The sequence below is a fragment of the Chryseobacterium echinoideorum genome, assembly GCF_007474535.1.
GTDB classification, from domain to species: domain Bacteria; phylum Bacteroidota; class Bacteroidia; order Flavobacteriales; family Weeksellaceae; genus Chryseobacterium; species Chryseobacterium echinoideorum.
Map to the genome: position 1 here is coordinate 298,665 of NZ_VKNW01000005.1, position 20,388 is coordinate 319,052.

Annotated in this window: 20 protein-coding genes; 9 read left to right on the forward strand and 11 right to left on the reverse strand. The window is 34.8% G+C overall.

What is annotated here, in order from left to right; all coding sequences use genetic code 11:
• Window positions 1-34: 34 nt before the first annotated feature.
• The 6 genes from glyA to FOL89_RS08820 form a co-directional block, all read right to left on the reverse strand.
• Window positions 35-1,300, reverse strand: a complete 1,266-nt coding sequence (glyA, locus tag FOL89_RS08795) for a serine hydroxymethyltransferase (RefSeq protein WP_144282451.1) — start codon at window positions 1,298-1,300, stop codon at window positions 35-37.
• An 88-nt stretch (window positions 1,301-1,388) separates the two neighbouring features.
• Window positions 1,389-2,417 (reverse strand): ACR3 family arsenite efflux transporter, encoded by a 1,029-nt coding sequence (gene arsB, locus FOL89_RS08800; RefSeq protein WP_144282452.1) that lies wholly within the window; start codon window positions 2,415-2,417, stop codon window positions 1,389-1,391.
• A 1-nt stretch (window position 2,418) separates the two neighbouring features.
• Window positions 2,419-3,030, reverse strand: a complete 612-nt coding sequence (locus FOL89_RS08805; protein ID WP_144282453.1) for a low molecular weight phosphatase family protein — start codon at window positions 3,028-3,030, stop codon at window positions 2,419-2,421.
• Window positions 3,031-3,047: 17 nt separating this feature from the next.
• Window positions 3,048-3,521, reverse strand: a complete 474-nt coding sequence (locus FOL89_RS08810) for a DUF6428 family protein (RefSeq protein ID WP_144282454.1) — start codon at window positions 3,519-3,521, stop codon at window positions 3,048-3,050.
• A 63-nt stretch (window positions 3,522-3,584) separates the two neighbouring features.
• Window positions 3,585-3,911 carry an ArsR/SmtB family transcription factor gene (locus FOL89_RS08815; RefSeq protein ID WP_144282455.1) on the reverse strand — a complete coding sequence of 109 codons (327 nt, stop codon included), beginning with the start codon at window positions 3,909-3,911 and terminating at the stop codon, window positions 3,585-3,587.
• Window positions 3,912-4,140: 229 nt separating this feature from the next.
• Window positions 4,141-5,676, reverse strand: a complete 1,536-nt coding sequence (locus FOL89_RS08820) for a SulP family inorganic anion transporter (protein ID WP_144282456.1) — start codon at window positions 5,674-5,676, stop codon at window positions 4,141-4,143.
• A gap of 317 nt (window positions 5,677-5,993) precedes the next feature.
• Here FOL89_RS08820 and FOL89_RS08825 point away from each other — a divergent pair, with 317 nt between their 5' ends.
• Window positions 5,994-6,287, forward strand: a complete 294-nt coding sequence (locus FOL89_RS08825) for a hypothetical protein (protein ID WP_144282457.1) — start codon at window positions 5,994-5,996, stop codon at window positions 6,285-6,287.
• A gap of 68 nt (window positions 6,288-6,355) precedes the next feature.
• Here the strand turns inward: FOL89_RS08825 and bla are convergent, their stop codons facing one another.
• From bla to FOL89_RS08850, 5 genes are all read right to left on the reverse strand, one after another.
• A complete protein-coding gene (gene bla, locus FOL89_RS08830; protein ID WP_144282458.1) occupies window positions 6,356-7,108 on the reverse strand; it encodes a subclass B1 metallo-beta-lactamase in 753 nt (250 codons plus the stop codon).
• 111 nt (window positions 7,109-7,219) lie between these two features.
• Window positions 7,220-8,416 carry an efflux RND transporter periplasmic adaptor subunit gene (locus FOL89_RS08835; RefSeq protein WP_144282459.1) on the reverse strand — a complete coding sequence of 399 codons (1,197 nt, stop codon included), beginning with the start codon at window positions 8,414-8,416 and terminating at the stop codon, window positions 7,220-7,222.
• A gap of 88 nt (window positions 8,417-8,504) precedes the next feature.
• Window positions 8,505-9,776 carry an ABC transporter permease gene (locus FOL89_RS08840; protein ID WP_185146947.1) on the reverse strand — a complete coding sequence of 424 codons (1,272 nt, stop codon included), beginning with the start codon at window positions 9,774-9,776 and terminating at the stop codon, window positions 8,505-8,507.
• A gap of 158 nt (window positions 9,777-9,934) precedes the next feature.
• Window positions 9,935-11,164 (reverse strand): ABC transporter permease, encoded by a 1,230-nt coding sequence (locus tag FOL89_RS08845; protein WP_144282460.1) that lies wholly within the window; start codon window positions 11,162-11,164, stop codon window positions 9,935-9,937.
• A 142-nt stretch (window positions 11,165-11,306) separates the two neighbouring features.
• A complete protein-coding gene (locus FOL89_RS08850) occupies window positions 11,307-11,996 on the reverse strand; it encodes an ABC transporter ATP-binding protein (RefSeq protein WP_143885595.1) in 690 nt (229 codons plus the stop codon).
• A 433-nt stretch (window positions 11,997-12,429) separates the two neighbouring features.
• Here FOL89_RS08850 and FOL89_RS08855 point away from each other — a divergent pair, with 433 nt between their 5' ends.
• The 8 genes from FOL89_RS08855 to FOL89_RS08890 form a co-directional block, all read left to right on the forward strand.
• Window positions 12,430-13,404 carry a ribonucleotide-diphosphate reductase subunit beta gene (locus tag FOL89_RS08855; RefSeq protein WP_144282461.1) on the forward strand — a complete coding sequence of 325 codons (975 nt, stop codon included), beginning with the start codon at window positions 12,430-12,432 and terminating at the stop codon, window positions 13,402-13,404.
• 5 nt (window positions 13,405-13,409) lie between these two features.
• Entirely contained in the window at window positions 13,410-13,811 is a 402-nt protein-coding gene (locus FOL89_RS08860; RefSeq protein WP_144282462.1) for a hypothetical protein, read from the forward strand.
• A gap of 107 nt (window positions 13,812-13,918) precedes the next feature.
• Window positions 13,919-14,215 (forward strand): hypothetical protein, encoded by a 297-nt coding sequence (locus tag FOL89_RS08865; protein ID WP_144282463.1) that lies wholly within the window; start codon window positions 13,919-13,921, stop codon window positions 14,213-14,215.
• 460 nt (window positions 14,216-14,675) lie between these two features.
• A complete protein-coding gene (locus FOL89_RS08870) occupies window positions 14,676-16,334 on the forward strand; it encodes a ribonucleoside-diphosphate reductase subunit alpha (protein ID WP_144282464.1) in 1,659 nt (552 codons plus the stop codon).
• 203 nt (window positions 16,335-16,537) lie between these two features.
• Window positions 16,538-16,987, forward strand: a complete 450-nt coding sequence (locus FOL89_RS08875; RefSeq protein WP_144282465.1) for a hypothetical protein — start codon at window positions 16,538-16,540, stop codon at window positions 16,985-16,987.
• Window positions 16,984-17,184, forward strand: a complete 201-nt coding sequence (locus tag FOL89_RS08880; protein ID WP_144282466.1) for a helix-turn-helix transcriptional regulator — start codon at window positions 16,984-16,986, stop codon at window positions 17,182-17,184. Before FOL89_RS08875 ends, FOL89_RS08880 begins: the two co-directional genes overlap by 4 nt.
• Window positions 17,185-17,287: 103 nt before the next feature.
• Window positions 17,288-17,860: a hypothetical protein gene (locus FOL89_RS08885; RefSeq protein ID WP_144282467.1), complete on the forward strand. Its 573-nt coding sequence runs from the start codon at window positions 17,288-17,290 to the stop codon at window positions 17,858-17,860.
• Window positions 17,861-17,996: 136 nt separating this feature from the next.
• Window positions 17,997-20,388, forward strand: a 2,392-nt coding sequence (locus tag FOL89_RS08890) for a hypothetical protein (protein WP_144282468.1), incomplete at its 3' end; no start/stop codon positions are given.

The window sequence follows — 20,388 nt, forward strand, 5'->3', positions numbered from 1 at the left end:
ACCTCTTTTTTGATTTTATTTATTAAAAGCATATTTAATAATTGAACAAAGCCTTACCTTCCATCAGGTTATTTACTTTTTTTCTGACATCAGCAATTACTTCTTCATTTTTGATATTATCTACCACTTCAGAGATCAATGCAGCAATAGTCTCCATATCATTTTCTTTAAGACCCCGTGTTGTAATTGCAGCAGTTCCCAACCTGATGCCGGAAGTTGTGAATGGAGATTTATCATCAAAAGGAACCATATTTTTGTTGCACGTAATGTCTGCTTTTACCAGAGCTTTCTCGGTTTCTTTTCCGTTAACCCCTTTGTTTCTCAGATCCACAAGCATCAAATGATTGTCTGTGCCGCCGCTTACTATATCAAAACCATTAGAAATCATTGCTTTTGCCAAAGCTTGTGCGTTAGATTTCACTTGTTTTGCGTACGTTAAGAATTTATCGTCAATTGCTTCACCAAAAGCAACCGCTTTTGCTCCAATCACATGTTCTAACGGACCGCCCTGAATTCCCGGGAAAACAGCGCCATCCAAAACCTGACTCATCATCTTGATTTCTCCTTTCTGTGTTTTGTGTCCGTAAGTATTTTCAAAATCTTTCCCCATCATAATCATCCCTCCTCTTGGTCCTCTTAGAGTCTTGTGGGTTGTTGTGGTTACAACGTGGCAATGTTCAAACGGATTATTCAAAAGTCCTTTAGCAATTAAACCGGCAGGATGTGCAATATCAGCCCAAAGTGTTGCCCCAATCTCGTCTGCCACCTCTCTGAATTTAGCATAATCCAAATCTCTTGAATATGCCGAAAAACCTGCAATCATCATTTTAGGTTTCTCTCTTAAAGCCGTTTCTCTCATTTGGTCATAATCAATCAGACCGCTTTCCTGCTGAACTCCGTAAGAAACTACATCATACTGAATTCCTGAAAAATTAACCGCAGAGCCGTGAGTAAGGTGACCTCCCATAGAAAGATCCATTCCCATGATTTTATCTCCAGGCTTCAAAACTGCGAGATAGATTGCGGCATTTGCCTGAGAACCGGAGTGCGGCTGAACATTCACATAATCAACACCGAAGAGTTGTTTTGCTCTTTCGATTGCTAAAGTTTCAACCTCATCTACCACCTCACAACCTCCGTAATATCTTTTTCCGGGATAGCCTTCTGCATATTTATTGGTCAAAACACTTCCCATCGCTTTCATTACATTTTCAGAAACAAAATTTTCTGAAGCAATAAGTTCTAATCCGTGAGACTGTCTCGCTCTTTCTTTTTCGATAAGGTCAAAAATAATGTCCATTTATTTTTAGATTTAAAATTTTCAAGCCCAAATATACGGAATTTCCCACACGATTTCAATAAGAATCAGGATGATAAATGCCATTTATTTAATAATATTTTTGCTTTAAAAATAAACTCAATTTCACTAATAAAATCAAAACAGGAACTTCTACCAATGGCCCTATAACGCCCACAAAAGCCTGTGCCGAATGGATTCCGAAAACCGAAATAGAGACTGCAATCGCAAGTTCAAAATTATTTCCGGTTGCCGTAAAAGATATGGCTGCATTTTTATCATAAGAAACATTCATTGATTTATTAATGAAAAAACTTACAAAAAACATCAGTACAAAGTAAATAATCAGAGGAACAGCAACTTTTACCACATCCATCGGCAATTCTATAATTTTGTCGCCTTTCAGACTGAACATTAAAACAATGGTGAACAATAAAGCATACAAAGTAACAGGCGAAATAGCTGGAACAAATTTTCGGTTGTACCATTCTATGCCTTTTGTTTTAACTAAAAAATATCTTGTTAAAAATCCGGACAGAAAAGGTATTCCGAGATAAATCAGCACACTTTCGGTAACATCGCTCATCGGAACGTTCACTGAAAAATTTCCTAATCCCAATGAATTTGGAATCACGTTGATAAACAACCAGACCAGAAAACTGTAAGAAAAAATCTGGAAAATACTGTTCAGGGCGACCAAAAGCGCAGCATATTCACGGTTTCCTTTTGCTAAATCATTCCAGACAATGACCATTGCAATGCATCTTGCCAATCCGATTAAAATCAGCCCAACCATATAATCCGGTTCGTCTCGGAGGAAAATAATAGCAAGAATGAACATTAAAACGGGACCAATAATCCAATTGAGGATCAAAGAAATAGAAAGTACTTTTTTGTCCTTGAAAGCTTTTGGCAACAGCGAATAATCTACTTTTGCAAGCGGAGGAAACATCATCAGGATCAAGCCCATTGCAAGCGGAATATTGGTACTTCCTACGGAAAGAGCTTCTGTCACTTTAGAAAAATCCGGGAAAAAGTACCCGATTCCCACTCCGATTGCCATTGCAAAAAAGATCCAGAGCGTCAAATATCGGTCAAGGAATTTTAATTTTGGCTGCATTTTATTTTTTAATTAAAGAAAAAACATACAAACATTCCATTGCAATCTGGTTGCTTCGTTCAGTGTATTTTTCGTCTTGAAGAACAGAATGATCATAAGATTTCGGATCAAAGTAAGTCGTTCCAATTCGCAGATCACATCCCGGAATGAATGGACAGTTTTCATCCGCATCGCCGCAAGTCATCACTGCTGCAAAATTTTCTTTGGGCAGACTTTCATCGTCGATCGTTTTAGAAAAGCAAAGATTCACTTTTCCGTTGCCAAAAAACACTTCATATTTCGGATTGGCTGTACCGTCTGCTTTTTTGACTTCAAAACCGCCAGAAATCAAAGCATTGATCACATTCTGATTGAAAGTTGTTGCTTCCGTTCCTGCGGAAAACGTATTAATATTAAAACCATAAAAATCAGCAGCAACTTTTGCCCAAATCTGCCCCAGATGACTTCTTCGGGAGTTGTGCGTGCAAACATAAATTAAATTAATCTCGTTGTTTTCATTGATTTTCCCTTGAATATGAGCAGCTAATTTTTCAAGCAAAGCTTTTCTTTCAGGGCTGATTTCTTTAAAATTTTTGGTGAGAATTTCGCAGCGTTCTTTTATTTTCTGAAACATGATGATCTATTTTTAAATTAACAACATCCGCTTCCGGGTTTGCACGAATTGGCAGAATTTACTTTCAGCTCAGATAAATTTCTTTTAGGTTTTTCCGCAGGAATTCCGCAAGCATCCTGAGCTAAGCACGCCGTCGTTTTATTCTTAAGGACGAAATGTTGTCCGTTGAAATCCAGATCGTATTTTCCAATAGTATCAGCTTGATATTCCACTTCGATTTCAGAATTTTCGATACCTAATTTTTCTTCGGAAAGTTTAATAATGTTGAGAAGTTTTGCGGGTTTTAGACGATGTTCGTAATCATCCGCATTCCAAAGCTGGAAGTTCACCACTTTTTCGTTACGAATCGTTCCGCCACAATCAATAAAGTTTTTGTTAATCATTCCCACCTCGGTTACGTGGAAATGTTCAGGTACAAAAGTTCCGTTTTCCAGTTGAAATTCTACATTCTCCAATGTTGGCAGAATTTCTTTGATTTGTTCTAATGTCATAAGATTACTATTTTAAATTTAATGTTTTATTGCAATATTACGATTAATGTTTTCAAAAAATGTCTAGCAACATTTTGTTTTGGAAACCGTTTCAATAATTTTCGAGAAATAGGCATTCAGAACTTCGATCGCTTTTTCATCAATGCAATAGCAGATAGAATTTCCTTCGATATTTCCTTTGATGATCCCTGCGTTTTTGAGTTCCTTCAAATGCTGTGAAACGGTCGGCTGCGCCAAAGGAAGCTCATTGACGATGTCTCCACAGATGCATTCGTTGACTTTCATCAGATATTCGATGATGGCAATTCTCGCAGGATGTCCAAGTGCTTTGGCAATGTTGGCGATCCTGTTTTGTTGTTCTGTGAAATGTTCTGTTTTGGTTGCGCCCATTCTTGAATAGTTTAATATTGCAATATTACGATGTAAATTCTTTTAAAAAAAAGTATTTTCTAGTTTTTTCCAGAATATCAAACAAAATTTTTTTTATTCTTCTTTATATTTTATTGATATTTAGCTTATTCCTGATTGATTTTTTTTATGCAAAGCTTTCTCTTCAAACTATTTTAAGATGCAAAAACAATAAATTGCTTTACAAAGCGTGAAAAATTTAACAATTCTCTTAATTATTCGTCATTACTTTATAAGTGGGATCTTCAATGATGTTGACATCAATGACTTCTTCTGCGTTTTTAAGCAATTGTCTGCAATCCGGACTCAAATGTCTTAAACGTATTGTTTTTCCGGCTTTGTGATATTTATCGGTAATTTTATGAAGGGTTTCAATGGCGGACATGTCTACTACTTTACTTTCTTTGAAATCTATAATGACTTCCTGCGGATCATTTGCCACATCAAATTTATCCGTAAATGCCGAAGCAGAACCAAAGAATAACGGTCCATAAATTTCATAATGCTTTACCCCTTTTTCATCAATAAACTTTCTGGCACGGATACGTTTAGCACTTTCCCAGGCAAATACCAAGGCTGAAATCACAACACCGATTAGTACAGCCAAGGCTAAATTGTGCAGAACGACAGTAATCACTGCCACCAAAATGCCTATAAAAATGTCGTGACGCGGCATCTTATTAATAATTCTGAAACTAACCCACTCAAAAGTCCCGATAGCAACCATCATCATCACACCCACCAAAGCCGCCATTGGAATCTGCTCAATAACAGGACCTCCTATCAAAATAACAAGCAATATAGTCAATGCACCTATGATTGCAGAAAGTCTGGCTCTTGCACCTGCACCAATATTCACCAAGGTTTGGGCAACCATCGCGCAGCCTCCCATTCCTCCAAAAAAGCCGTTGGCAATGTTAGCCACACCTTGTGCAGCGGCTTCACGATTAGACCGACCTTTGGTATTGGTGATTTCATCAACCATATTAAGTGTAAGAAGACTTTCTATCAATCCAACTCCTGCCATCACCAATGCGTAAGGAAAAATGATTTTGAAAGTATCTAAACTAAAAGGGATTTGCGGAATATGAAAAGAAGGTAAAGATCCGCTTACAGATGCAATATCAACCACCTTTTTCGTATCTATATTGAAAAAATAAACAATCCCGAATACTGCAATAATTGCTACCAAAGAAGCAGGAATAGCTTTAGTTAATTTGGGAAGAATAAAAACAATGGCAATCGTAAGCAGTGTTAATCCTGCCATAACATACAGTGCATTTCCCTGCATCCAAACTTCAGTGCCATTTTGGAGAATTTTGAACTGTGCGACCTGAGCCATAAAAATAATTACCGCAAGACCGTTAAGAAAGCCATACATTACCGGTTGTGGAATTAATCGTACAAACTTTCCCAACTTGAATATACCAACAAGTAACTGAAATAATCCCGCTAAAATTACTGCAGCGAAAAGATATTCTACGCCGTGTGCGGCAGCTAATGCAATAAGGACAACAACAGTTGCTCCCGCTCCTCCCGAAACCATTCCCGGTCTTCCGCCCAGAACAGCAGTAACCAGTCCCATTAAAAAAGCCGCATAAAGCCCGGTTAAAGGAGAAAGTCCTGCCAAAATAGCAAATGATAAGCTTTCAGGAATCATAGTCATAGCGACCGTTAATCCTGCTAAAATTTCATTTTTATAATTAATCTTCTGTTTGAAATCAAACAAGTTGATTATTTTCTGCATAATATATAAATTGTAGAATTTGAAATACTCCCGATCGAAACAATCAGGCACGATAGATAGCCAATAAATAATTGGTAAAATAACAGTTTAACCTTAGATCAAGGCGGTGTAACTTGGGAGGATGTTTGTACTGTCTTTTTCATTGAGTTGCAAAGCTACAATTTTTTAATAAAATAATGAAAATTTGTCTCATCAGACTAAGAATGATATTTTGCAGACCGTCAAATCTTGAAATTTTCTTGTTTAAGATTTAAAAATAATCTATCTTGAAAAATGTATATTTGCATCATCAACAGAGAAATAATTAATCTGAAATTATGGGAAAGAAAAAATATAAAAAGCAATTAATCAGTACTCTGAAGTCACTGGAAAATACGGAACATTATATCTTGGAAAGTATGACCAATCTGATGTTGTTTGGGGAATTGAAGAAAAGCAAGATTGAATTTAAAAACGGAGACACTTTTAGTTTCAAAGACAATATATTCGATTACAGCGAAGATAAAAACATCAGAAAACTGGCAAAACTTCGCAGAAAGATGCTGAAAACGATGAATAAGATGGTTAATAAAAATAAATTTAAAGATAAAGAAATCAAATTTCTGAGTTGATTCAGATCTTAAAGTAAATACTAAAAGTCCCTAAATTTAGGGACTTTTAGTATTTACTATTGAAAAATTTATTGTTTATTCTTAAATAATTGAATGGTATAGTCTAATAATTCTGTTCCTCCCGCATTTCCGTGACCGGGAATAATAATTTTGGTGTCATTATATTTTGCTCTGATTTTTTTGACCGTTTCAGACCAATCATTTGTATTGGCATCTCCGATATAGCCTTTGGTTGCCTCCATTTCTTTAATAAGACAACCGCCAAACATTGCCTTTTCTTCTGGAAAATAACCAATGATATTATCTTTGGTGTGACCTTCCCCCAAAAACTCCGCATAAACTTTTTGATTTCCTACCATTAATGTTAGTTGACCATCGAAACCATTCTGGGGTATATTAAAGCTGTTATTTTTTGTCAACTCAATCGTTTTATTATTGGCATAAGAAGGAATTTTATTTTTATCAAATTCTTTCAGACCCCCTACACAATCATCATGGAAATGGGTCGCTATCACAGCATTTATTTTAGAATTAAGTTTATTTTTAATCCAGACAATCAGTTCGGCAGAACTTTTATCATCTACAGGAGTATCAAAAACTACGGTTTCATTCTCATTTTCTACAATCATCCCGTTGCATTCCACTCTCCCAAACGATTCGGTATTGAGATAAGAAATATGCTGATAAACGTGATTTGATAACTGAATAATTTTCAAATCCTTAGATTGATAAACGATTTCACTTTTTTTACCGTTAAACTTCTGAGCGTGACAGCTTAACAAAAGAAATACTGAAATTAAAATTCCTAAAATCGGCTTCATAAAAATATTATTGAACTAATATAAAAAAGTTTTTAAATTAAAAAAAGTAAACCTCATATTTATTAAACTTAAAAAAATCCTGATCAATTCAGGATTTTTTTTAAAATTAAATTATTTACCGGATTTCTCTTTCAGCTCTTCTTTGTCCTTATCGGAAGGATTCCAAACCTTTACCTCTGCATTTTTATCAATTCCTGAGAGAACCTGTACGTTGATTCCGTCACTGGCTCCGAGTTTTACATAAACTTTTTTGAATTTTCCGTCCTTTTGTTTTACCTCTACAAAAGGCTTGTCTTTACCATTGCTTTTTTCATATTGAATAAGAGATTCATCCAAAAGAAGAGCATTTTTTTGAGAACTTAAAACAATTTCTCCGTTGGCAGAAAATCCTGCTCTGATGTATTCATTATTAGGGTTAAAAACATCTCCTTCCACAGGAAACTTGATGGTTCCGCTGTTGTCTTTTCCTTTAGGAGCAATCATCGTAAGTTTTCCGGGAAAAGATTTATTCTGCAATGCTCCGATCACAATATTCATATCCATTCCCTGTTTTAGTTTTCCGGCTTGGGCTTCATCAATTTCTCCCTGAAAAATCAAAGAATTAAGATCTGCAATAGAGCAAATGGTTGTTCCCGCATTGAAAGAGTTGGCTTCAATTACCTGGCTTCCTACTTTCACCGGAACTTCAAGAACGGTTCCTGAAGCTTTTGAACGAATCTGAGTAGTTGCTAAACCCTGCAATTCCGGAATAGCTCCTGTTTTTGCGATCTGTAGAGCTTTTCGTGCTGTTACGAATTGTTGATTAGCGTTTTTCAAAGCCTGCTGTTGTGTGTATAATTGCTGTTGTGCGGTCAAATATTCCTGTTTTGAAATCACTCCTTGTTTAAATAGTTTTTCAGACATGGTAAACTGAGTCTGCATATTAGAAACATTCATTTTGGCATTGTTGATCTGAAGCTGCGCATTCTGCACATTTTGCTGTGCATTGTTTACCTCTGCAATATTCGGAACAATTCTTACGGTTGCGATGAGCTGTCCTGCTTCTACACGATCGCCTTCGTCTACAAGAATTTTATCAATAATCCCTGCGATATTGGGTTTGATTTCAATTTCTTCTTTTGGAATAATTTTTCCGGTCGCCATTACCTTATCTTCCATATTCTGGATGGTTGGTTTTCGGGTAAGAAAAGTTACACTTTCTTTTGAGTTGGATTTTACGAGGTAGCTGATTCCGGCGAATAATGCAACAGCAAAAATAAGCCCGAGCAGAATGTAAATTGCTTTTTTCCAGGTAAACTTCTTTTTCATATGTTTAATAGTCTAAATTTTAATTTTATAAAAGATAATTCAAATACAATTTTTATAATAATCAATGTAAAACCAATTCATCATTTGATTATTCGCTCCTTAATGCTTCAATAGGTCGGATCTTCACCGCTCTCTGTGCCGGAATCATTCCGATAATGAGTCCCAGTAAAATCATCACACCCATTGCCGAAAATACGTCACCATAATTTACTGTAGGATTGTAAAAAGGAAAAGCATCCTGATTCTTTGTCAAAATATCTATAATCATCAGCAAAATAATTCCGAACATAAAACCAATTAGCCCGGAGACAAGAGTAATAACAACACTTTCTAACAAAATCTGGTTTCTTACTTCGGAAGGTTTTGCTCCTAATGCACGGCGGATTCCGATTTCTTTGGTTCGTTCTTTCACGGTGATCAGTAAAATATTAGAAATCGCAATAACTCCAGCAATGATGGTTAATGTTCCTACAATAATCGTTAAAAGCTGCATTCCTGTAAGAAACCCTGTCATTTTTTCAAACATTTTACCTAGATTGAATGTTCCGAATGCATTGGTATCTTCCGGTGAAACGCTGTTTTTACTTTTAAGCTCATCTTTTGCCTGATCTTCCACAATTGCCAGATCTGCGTCGGGTTTACTTACGATAGCAAAAAAATCTACACGGTCACCATCATTAAACATTCTCGTAAAAGTAGAAAGCGGGATAAAAGCAGTGGTATCATTATTATTTGGGCCTCCGGCTTTGGCTACTTTATAAACTCCTATGACATTGAAAAATATCCCTTTAATGTTGATTGATTTTCCGATAGGATTTTCATTTTTCTTGGCATCGAAAAAGTTTTTGTAAATACCTTCGCCGATTACCGTCACGTTTTTGTTTCCAGAAATATCGGCATCGTTGAGATAGCGTCCGAAAATCAGTTTCTTTTCTGAAATTTTATTTCCTACAGGATAATCTCCGGTTAAGGTATAAACTGCGGTTTTTCCGTTTCTGCTCATCTGCTCTCCCGGATTTCCGAAACTTCCTCTGGAATTCTGTGGAGAAATATAATCAATCTGAGGAATTTTTCTTTCTAGCAAATCCATATCCGGCAAATGAAGTGACATTTGTCTTCCTTTTGGAAAACCGTTGTATGGAATTGATGTATTTTGTGCCCAAAGAAAAATAGAATTGGTCGCAAAACCTGAAAAAAGTTTATCAAAACCATTTTCCATGCCTTTTGCAGCACCCAAAAGACTTACGTACAAAAACATTCCCCAACCCACACCAATCATGGTGAGAAAGGTACGAAGCTTATTATTCTTGAGTGAATAATAAATTTCCTGCCATGTATCTTTTCTGAATATGATGTTCATTTTCTAAATATCAACTTTTTATTTACAAAGTGAATTTGATTTTTCCTGAATTATAATTACGATTGTCCACTTCTAATCATGTATAGATTCTTTGAGTATAGCGGATATTCAAAATTATTATTTCAAACTTAAAATTCACTATTTACCATTCACTATTGTCATTCTGTTCTTAATGCTTCAATCGGTCTGATCCTGGAAGCTCTGTACGCCGGAATAAATCCTGCAATTAATCCCGAAATAACCAGACAGATAAAAGCTGTAAAGATTAACCCCCATCCTACACTCGGATCCTTGATGAAATACTTTTCAAGACTATCGCCTATCAGCTCCAGTGTCAAAACTCCGATTCCTACTCCAATAAAACCTGAAATAACGGTAATGACGATACTTTCCTGCATGATAAGTCCTACAATACTTTTCGGTTTGGCTCCAATAGCTTTTCTTACCCCAATTTCTTTGGTTCGTTCTTTAACAATATATACCATAATATTGCTGATCCCGATAATTCCCGCCAGTAAAGTTCCCATTCCGATAAAACCGACAATCATGGTAATCACAAAAAGGAAAGTGAAAGAATCTTTAAGTCCTTCTGCACGGTTGTTGACAAAAATTGCGTTTTCATCATCAGGAGATACCTTTTTTCTTGCTTTCAGCTCTTTTTCCAGGTTTTTACCGTATTCGATAGCCTGTTCAGGTTTCATATTTTCGTTATAAGCAATATAAATACTGCTTATCGTATCAGAACCTTTTTTAATCTGCTGTAAAGTGGAAACAGGTATACTGATCATTCTTTCATCCCAGTCACCTCCATCATCACTGAAGACCCCGATGACTTTAAAGATACTCCCGTTAACTTCAAGTTCTTTTCCTATAGGATCACCATTTTTTATCAAATCCCGCTGAACCATTCTTCCGATAACCGCCACATATTGATTATTTGAAATATCTCTTTTAGAAATAAATCTTCCGTTCATCAGCTTACGGTTTTCAATAAAAGATTCTTCATCATTGGCACCTGAAATCTGATAATTTCCGCTTTCCTTGCCATATTTTACCAAAAAATTAGTAGAATATCTTGGTGTAGAATACTGTACTTTATCCGGTTGAGAACCGATGATGGCTTCATAATCAGAGTTATTAAGGGTTATATTTCTGTTTGCCTGCAAACCACCATAAGCAATATTGGTACGTCCGGTAAAAATTGAGATCAGATTTTGTGCATCTCTCGTAAAGCCTTCTTGAAAGGCATTCTGAAGACCATTTCCGATCCCGAAAAGCACAATGAAAATATACAGTCCCAATGCTACAGTAAAGCCAGAAAGTACCGTCCGCAAAATATTGCTGCGGATAGAACTAAAGATTTCCTGCCAACGATCTAAGTCAAACATATTTTTTGGTTTGATGCGGGAAGCTGGATGATTGAGATCGCCAATCTCGCCGCTGATTTTTCATTTTTTTAAATATAAACTGTAATTGTTTCCAACAATTCTTAAATCAATACATCATTCATTCTTCGTGATTGATCCAACCTTACAAAACAATCTGCTCAATAAACTCATCACTCTCAATGATTCCGTCGCGGAGTATTACATTTCTTTTGGTTTGTGCAGCTACATCCGGCTCGTGTGTAACAACAATAATTGTTTTTCCTTCGTTATTAATATCCTGAAGAAGCTTCATGATATCATGCGTTGTTTTGGAATCCAAAGCTCCGGTCGGCTCATCAGCAAGAATGACTTTCGGATCTGTAATCAGGGCTCTTGCAATGGCAACTCTTTGTTTTTGTCCACCCGAAAGCTCATTGGGGAGATGATTTGCCCATTGTCCCAATCCTACTTTTTCCAGATATTCCAAAGCTTTCTGGTTTCGCTCTTTTCTGGGAACATTCTGATAGTACAAAGGAAGCGCGACATTTTCTACGGCTGTTTTGTACCCGATCAGATTAAAAGACTGAAAAACAAATCCCAAAAATTTGGATCTGTACTCTGCAGCTTTTACTTCGTTGAGATGCTCAATAGGAATTCCGTCCAGCTCATAAATTCCGGAATCTTTTTCGTCTAAAATTCCGATAATATTCAGCAAAGTAGATTTTCCCGAACCTGAACTTCCCATAATAGAGACAAATTCACCTTCGGAAATATTGAGATTAATCCCTTTGAGAACGTGCAGTTTACTTTTCCCTGTATCGTATGACTTATGTAAATCCTGAATTACTAACATTAAGCTAAGACTGTTTTTATTTTCAATAAGTAGTTTTAAGAGAACATTTGTTACAATATTTCAAATTTCTTTTCATTTTAGCTTGTTTAATATTTAATATACTGAATTTCAATTTTTTAAAATCGCTTGTTTAACCAGAACCATGCCTAGACAATTGTTTTAATATGTTAAATCGCTCTGATCCAATAGCAAAGGGAGTTTCATGTAAATGTGGAAAACTTTTAGGGTTAAAAGTCAGCCAATTAGTCTTTAGCTCTTTCAAAATAGAGGTTCGTTTTCTAACTTTGTACATAGTTTGTGATATGAGTATCAAATCAGAAATCTAAATTAGATTTACATTTAAAATACTGATAAACAATAAGTTATTCAAATACACAACTTTCTAAAGTGCAATGACCACCGATTTTAGTAAATAAAAAAATAAATTTTTAATATGGGAATTTTCGACAAAAGAGTTAGTTATAAGCCATTTGAATACCCTGAAGTTCTGCAGTTTGTGGAAGCGATCAACAAGTCTTTCTGGGTACATTCGGAAGTAGATTTTACCGCTGATGTTCAGGATTTTCACTCTCAGCTGGAACCACACGAAAAAAATGCAGTGAAAAATGCACTTCTGGCCATTGCTCAGATCGAAGTTTCCGTGAAATCTTTCTGGGGAAACCTGTACAACCACCTTCCAAAGCCTGAACTGAATGGTTTAGGAGCCACTTTTGCAGAATGTGAGTTCCGTCACTCGGAAGCATATTCAAGATTGCTGGAAGTTTTGGGTTACAACGAAGAATTTACACACGTTGTTGAAGTTCCTGCCCTGAAAAAGAGAATTGAGTTTTTATCGAATGTTTTGAAACACGCTAATTCTGCAACTCCGAAAGAGTATGTTTCATCGCTTCTATTATTCAGTATTCTGATTGAAAATGTGTCTTTGTTTTCTCAGTTTGCGATCATTCTTTCGTTTACAAGATTTAAAGGGTACATGAAAAATGTTTCCAATATCATCGCATGGACTTCCGTTGATGAGCAGATTCACGCAAATGGCGGAATTTATCTGATCAACAAAATCCGTGAAGAGCAGCCTGATCTTTTAACCGATTCTGACATTGAGGATATTTATACTTTAGTTGACCAGTCGGTTGAACTGGAAGGCGAAATCCTAAGCTGGATTTTTGAATTGGGCGAATTGGATAAATTCTCTAAAGAAGATCTGATCAATTTTATGAAATACCGTGTTGACGACAGTTTAAAGAAAATCGGTATGGAACCGAGATATAAAATTTCTCCTGAAGAGTACCGTCCGTTGATGTGGTTTGAAGAAGAAGTTTTTGCCAATTCTATGGATGATTTCTTTGCCAAAAGACCGGTAGATTATACGAAGCATGATAAGAGTATTACGGCGAATGATTTGTTTTAATCAAAATGAAGTTAAGTAGTAACCAACTCACTATACTTGAAGAATCTTGTTTGTTAGGTATTCAGCAATATGATTATGAAAAGAGTAAAGAAGAAGGGAAAATAATTGTAAATCAAATTGAAAAGAATAATTTAAACTTTACTTTTACTGCTAAACAGACTAAGTTAATTGGAAGTTTCTTAGCTAATTGGCATAAGCAAAACGAAGAAGATTTGACTGATTTACAAACTATAATGTTTAATGAAAATTATAAAGCAAATTCACTTCTTCATTTGCAGGAGAAAATTAAAAGACTAAACACATTCGTTGATTTACTGAAAATATTTAATAATAATTTTTATAAATCTTTTTTTGAAGGTACGGAAGAAAATTACCGTAAAAAATTGACTGCCGCTCAAATTATCTAAAAATAAAAAAACAGTTAGTATTAGAGATGTCATGCTGAGCTTGTCGAAGCATCCGCACAAAAGATGAGATTGCTTCATACCTCGCAATGACAAAAAAAATAGAAGATATGATTAACGTCGTCGTAACTTATACCGTAAAACCTGAGTTTGTTTCTGAAAACAAAAGCAATATTCAGAAGTTTTTGAATGATTTTAAAACTTTGGATCAGACAAAATTTGATTATAAAGTTTTTGTGAAAGAAGATGGTGTTACGTTTGTTCATTTTTCAAATTATGAAAACGAAGAAGTTCAGAATGAGGTTTTAAATATTCCGTCCTTCAAAGAATTTCAGAGATTAAGGGACGAAAGCGGATTGAATGATTCTCATAAAGTAGAAGTTTTACAGTCTGTTGAAGTTGAATAAATAGAATAAGTGGCGCGAGCGAAGCGAGCGTCGAAACAGTTAGCATTAGAGATCTGTTATTCTGAACGTAGCAAAGCGAAGTGAAGAATCTTAAAAAAAATATGAGATTCCTTGTTTCTCGGAAATTGAAGATTCGGCGTAGCCGATGATAAAAATGGAAATTGATGGAAAAGTAAAACCTAACGGGTTTTAAAAACCCGTTAGGTTTTGGTTGAAATAGAGATATTAATTCGAAAAGAAATTTGTCAACGTTAGTAAAAACAAAACAGCTCAATTTTAGATCAGCGAAAAAAAGACAAATCATCATTTTAGCCCTGATTGAGCGGCATGTCTGAGCTCTTTTTCTTTGCAAAAGAAAAAAGCGAGTAGCGAAAGCAGGTACACAAATGAAAAAAAAAGACTAAATTTTCTGCTCCTAAAAAATAACAAAACAATGCATTGGCATTTTACAATATAAAAAATGGAAGAACAAAACAATAATATCTGGTGGCTCAACGAAGAATCTGAGCAAATGCTGAACAGAGGCTATCTTCTGAAAGGCGAAACAGTAGACGGTGCTATTGAAAGAATTACCACCGCAGCCGCAAAAAAATTATACAAACCCGAACTGCAGCCTGCTTTCAAGGAAATGATCACGAAAGGATGGATCAGTTTTTCTTCTCCGGTTTGGGCAAACATGGGAACGCAGAGAGGTCTTCCAATCTCTTGTTTTAATGTTCATATTCCGGACAGCATCGAAGGAATTACCCATAAAATGGGTGAGGTGATCATGCAGACCAAAATCGGGGGCGGAACTTCAGGATATTTCGGGGAACTTCGTAACAGAGGAACAGCCGTTACCGACAACGGAAAATCTTCGGGAGCAGTTTCGTTTATGAAGCTTTTTGATACCGCAATGGATGTGGTTTCTCAGGGCGGCGTAAGAAGAGGTGCTTTTGCGGCATATCTTGATATCGACCACGGCGATATTGAAGAATTTTTATCTATCAAAGACATCGGAAGTCCCATCCAGAACTTATTTACAGGAATTTGTGTTCCGGATTACTGGATGCAGGATATGATTGACGGTGATATGGATAAACGTAAAGTCTGGGCAAGAGTTTTGGAAAGCCGTCAACAAAAAGGTCTTCCGTATATTTTCTTTACAGACAATGTCAACAGAAATAAACCTCAGGTTTATAAAGATCTTGGACTGACCGTTAATGCAAGTAATCTTTGCTCGGAAATCATGCTTCCGTCAACCAGAGAAGAGTCTTTCATCTGCTGTCTTTCTTCTATGAACTTAGAATTATACGACGAGTGGAAAGATACGGATGCTGTGAAACTCGCTATTTATTTCCTTGATGCGGTTTTATCAGAGTTTATTGAAAAAACGGAAGGAAATTATTATTTGCAGGGTGCAAGAAACTTCGCCATGCGTCACAGAGCGCTTGGTTTAGGGGTTTTGGGTTACCATTCTTACCTACAGAAAAATATGATTCCGTTTGAAAGTTTTGAAGCGACTCAGTTTAATGCAAGAGCTTTCAGACACATCAGAGAGCAGGCTGATATTGCATCTAAAGAACTGGCAAATATCTACGGCGAACCGGAACTTCTGAAAGGCTACGGAATGAGAAATACCACTTTAATGGCAATTGCTCCTACCACTTCGAGTTCGGCAATTTTGGGGCAGACTTCACCGGGAATTGAACCATTTGCATCTAATTATTACAAAGCAGGTCTGGCAAAAGGAAATTTTATGCGTAAGAATAAATATCTTGCGAAATTATTAGCCGAAAAAGGACTTGATAATGAGGAGACATGGAGAACCATCATGCTGAATCACGGTTCTGTACAACACATTAATGAATTGACAGACGAGGAGAAATCAGTATTTAAAACCTTTAAAGAAATTTCTCCGATGGAGATTATTTCTCAGGCTGCACAAAGACAGCAATACATTGATCAGGCTCAGTCGCTGAATTTACAGATTCCTTCAACCATGCCTGTGAAAGATGTGAATTATCTGTATATCGAAGCCTGGAAGAAAGGAGTGAAAACATTATACTACCAAAGAAGTTCGTCTGTCTCTAAGGAAATGATGGTGAATTTTGTGACTTGTTCGGCTTGCGAGGCTTAATAGATGATTCAAGTTAAAAGTGACAAACATGTTGCTATAAATATATTAAAACCGCAGAAAAAATTCTGCGGTTTTCTGTTTTACGTTTTTTATGGTTCTAAATCAAAGTTTAGCGGCTGAATAATTCTTATTGAATATTAAAGTAAAAAAAACTTTACAAAATGTAAAATATTTTTTACATTTGTATTATTAAAAATTTCAAAATGAATACATTACCACTTTTACCGAACCGATTCAAAACGATTGGCTGGTTTATTTTTATTCCTTCACTTATTCTTGGATTAATCTCTATTTCAGGGGTTTTTGATTTTCAGATTTCATTTCCCGTGATCTATAATTCAGGTTTTTTTAATCACGGAGAAACAGGTTTTATGAGAACCACAGAAGTCGATCTATTTCCAAATTTATTTGGCATTCTAATCATTATTGGCGGAATGCTTGTTGGATTTTCTGAAGAAAAAATTGAAGACGAATATATTTCAAGTTTACGGTTAAAATCAGTTTTCTGGAGTCTGATCGTTGCTTATACAATAGTTCTTGTATTATTTTTAACCGTTTTTGGAGTCTTATTTTTTACCTTGATGATTCTCATTATGTTTTTGCCCTTGGTTTTGTATGTTTTCAGGTTTAATTATTTACTGATGAAAAAATGAAAAATACTATTAAACTCTCAAGAGCCTTTAAAAATATTACTCAGGAAGATTTAGCTAAAGAAATAGGAGTTTCAAGACAGACTATTAATGCTATGGAAGCCGGAAAGTATGTTCCTTCAACGGTTTTGGCTTTAAAAATCGCAAAATATTTTGGTAAAAAGGTTGAGGAAATTTTTGAGCTTGAAGAGAATGATTAGTCTAAGCAGCAAAAAATTTATTAATCGTTCGTTATGAATGATGATTTTATTTTAATTTGAATGCAATAAATAAGTGACTAAGGAGAATCAATAAATTATAAAAATGAAAAAATTCATAAATGTTCTAATGATTTTGCTGGCAAATATTGTTTATTCACAATCTAAAATTTATGCTTTTGTTGGAAAGAAAATTTCTGTGGAAAGAGTAAAATCTGATGACAGTTTTTATCTGAAATATAAAAACATTTATAAGGTTGAGCAAAGTTTCGATAACGAAATAAAAGCAGATACAATTGTTTTCAATTCTTTTACTCACATGAATCAGATTCATTACTCTATTTACGATTATGCAATTATTTATGTAGTAAAAAATGATAAAGGAGATTTTGTCCATAAGAGAACTTATTTTACACCCATCGTTTTAAAAGAAAACGGAAAATGGTACGGATTTGAACTAAATGAGAAAAAAAGTGAAAATTATTTACTGATAAAACCATATAAATTAAGCATAAAAAACAGCAGAAAAACTGCAAAGGTCATTATTCCTGAGTTTAAGAAAGAAAAGCATATTGAAGAAGCATTTTATCCGTCTCAGTTTTTTGAATACGTTAATAAAAATACTGTAAAAGCCAAATTTCTTCAATCTGCTGAAAATTTAGTCAAAGAAAAATTTTAATTTAGACTTCATATTGAGAAATTTATAAATAAAAATAAAAACACTGTAATGTGATTTTTTTGTAGCAGAGAAAAAATATTTGTACTTTTGTGGTGTTAATTTACCTCAAAATTCATTCTAACAAAAAAACACAACTATGAAAAAAATTTTCATCAGTCTTTGTATAAGCTGTTTTTCTTTGGCTTATTCACAAAATCTCAATTTTTCTGATTCAAAATTTAAAGCTTTAATTTTAAGCTCAGACACCTCCAATGGAATTGCAAAAGACAATGGCGAAAACTCTATAGCTATTGATGCCAATGGAGATGGCGAAATTCAGCTCTCGGAAGCGCAACAGGTAAAAATTTTAACAGTACAGCTTCCCACATTTTCGGCAAACCTGGTTCCTGACAGCGTTTCAGATGCAACATTATTTACCAATGTAGAAGAACTTTACATTTATCACACAAATGCGGCTGTTTTGAATTATTTAAACAACAGTAAAATTAAAAAGGTAAAATTTATATATAGCGGGGATGTAATGCCTACAACAATAAATTATTCTTTTGATAATTGTTCAGGATTACAAAATCTGAATGATGTAATAACTTCTCCGTACGCTTCATCGTCTCCACCCGCAATCATGACAATTCCACAGATTTTAACTGTTAAAAATTGTACGCAGGTAAACGGAAATCAAAATATTGAAGGTATTTTAGAGGAAATGTATATTGAAAACTCTCCCATTACAAACTTAACCATTAATGTTGGAACAGAATTTAAAAAACTTTCTGTACCGCACTTAAATAGTCTTGTAAATATTGAATTGATTAGCGGGTTTAATTTTTATCCTTCTCAAGGAGTGGAATTAATTGCAAATAACAGCAGCAACCTTCAGCAAATAATTACTTCTGGAGATTATTATAATAATTTCATGGTTTATATATCAGCAATTAATGTTAATGGATGTTCAAATCTAAAAAAACTTAAAGGACTAAACTATCCCAATATAGATCTTTCCAACATGGGATTAATCAATCTTGAGGAATTAGACTGTGCATATTATAATCGTTACGGATACACAGGAAGCTCTATTGGAACTGTTACATTGGGAAATGTGAATTCTATAAACCTTACCGGACTTCCAAAACTAAAAAAACTTTTAGCATACAATCAACCAATTACCAGCATCAACTTTACAGCCTGTCCACTACTTGAAGAGATTGATGTGCTAAACTCAGTTTGTTTTATGACTGATGTTGATGTAAGTAATTTGCCTAATCTCGTTACCTTAAATGCTTACAGAGGAGCACCTAATGACAGCCTTCCCATAAATTTACAACAAATCAATGCACAAAACTGTACTTCACTTGCTAGTTTGAATATTTCAGGCAATTATGATGTGAAAACTTTGAATTTACAAAATTGTTCAAGTCTGCAAAATCTTACTCTTGGTATCAATTTACCGGGATCTACACTTTATAATTCGTTTACTGAACTTAACTCATTAAACCTACTCCAATGTTCAGGTCTTGAAGAACTACACATCAGAAACACTAAAATAAATACATTAAACTTAACAGATTGTACCGATTTGAAGTCTTTGAATGTAATCGGTTGTCATTTTTTGACGCAAATATCTATTGCAAATAATATAAATTTAGAAAATCTAAATATAGAAGAATTACCTGTATTGTCACAATTAAATGCTATTAATAATACTAATTTAAAAACGGTATTTTTTAATCAATGCCCGTCAATAACACAATTAGATTTTTCAAACGCTTCTGTTTTAGAAATATTTTCTTTGTGGAATATGACAAATCTCACATCTTTAAATGTCAAAAACAACTCCATTGAGCAAGGTTTTGAATTTTACAATTACAATAATAATTTATCAGTTTGTGTAGACGATGCTCAATTGAATGATATGCAGAATACTTATCCTGATATCAATTTTTCAAGCAATTGTAATAATCTTGTTACAACAATATGGAATGGCACAATATGGTCAAACGGAACTCCTACAGCAAATATGAATGTAATAATTGATGCACCTTATTCTACTATTTCAAATCCTTCATTTACGGCTAAAAACATCATTGTTAATAAGGATGCTGTTTTAGAAATAACTTCAGGGAATACAGTTAATGCTGTTGACGTAACAATAAAAAATGATGGAAATCTTATTCAAAGAGATGGTTCTGTTTTAAATTATTCAGGAGTGTTTACCGTAAGAAAAAAAGGAACAAGCTACGTTGATCAATATGCTTTCTGGTCATCTCCTGTCATGTCTCAAAATCTAAGTAGCATTTACGAAAGCGGAGGTACTCCCCAATTCATCACAGAATATAATACAGCAACCGATTATTTCGTAAACGCAGCTTCTACGGCTTCTTTATTTGGTAAAGGATATTCTATTAAAACACCCCTCTCTAATTACTTTGAGACATCTGTAAAATTTATAGGAGTTCCCAACAATGGCACCCAGACTTTTCCATTGTCAACGGCAGGAAACGGATACAACCTTGTAGGAAATCCTTACCCTT